The sequence below is a fragment of the Stenotrophomonas sp. YIM B06876 genome, assembly GCF_030711595.1.
Classification (GTDB): domain Bacteria; phylum Pseudomonadota; class Gammaproteobacteria; order Xanthomonadales; family Xanthomonadaceae; genus Stenotrophomonas.
This window is the reverse complement of the sequence record NZ_JAUJUJ010000597.1, coordinates 1-401: the sequence shown is the minus strand read 5'-3', so window position 1 is coordinate 401 and position 401 is coordinate 1. Positions and strand designations below refer to the sequence as shown.

Annotated in this window: 1 protein-coding gene; it reads right to left on the bottom strand. The window is 63.3% G+C overall.

Annotated features, from left to right (window positions below; genetic code table 11):
• A partial coding sequence (locus QZH66_RS18650) for an ABC transporter permease subunit (RefSeq protein WP_305807270.1) occupies nt 1-401 on the bottom strand: 401 nt, incomplete at both ends.

Here is a 401-nt window from a genome sequence, read left to right as displayed (position 1 = left end):
ACGAGATCAGCAGCATCACCACCGCCACGGCGGTGGCGCCGGCGTAGTCGTACTGCTCGAGCTTGCCGATGATGATCAGCGGCGTGATTTCAGAAACCATGGGCATGTTGCCGGCGATGAAGATGACCGAGCCGTATTCGCCCACGGCGCGCGCGAACGCCATGGCAAAGCCGGTGATCAGCGCCGGCATGATGGACGGCAGGATGACCTTGCAGAAAATCTGCCAGCGGTTGGCGCCGAGCGAGGTGGCGGCTTCTTCGAGTTCTTTTTCCGTGTCCTGCAGCACCGGCTGCACGGTGCGCACCACGAACGGCAGGCTGATGAAGATCAGCGCGATCACGATGCCCGCCGGCGTGAACGCCAGCTTGATGCCCAGCGGCTCGAGGTACTGGCCGATCCAG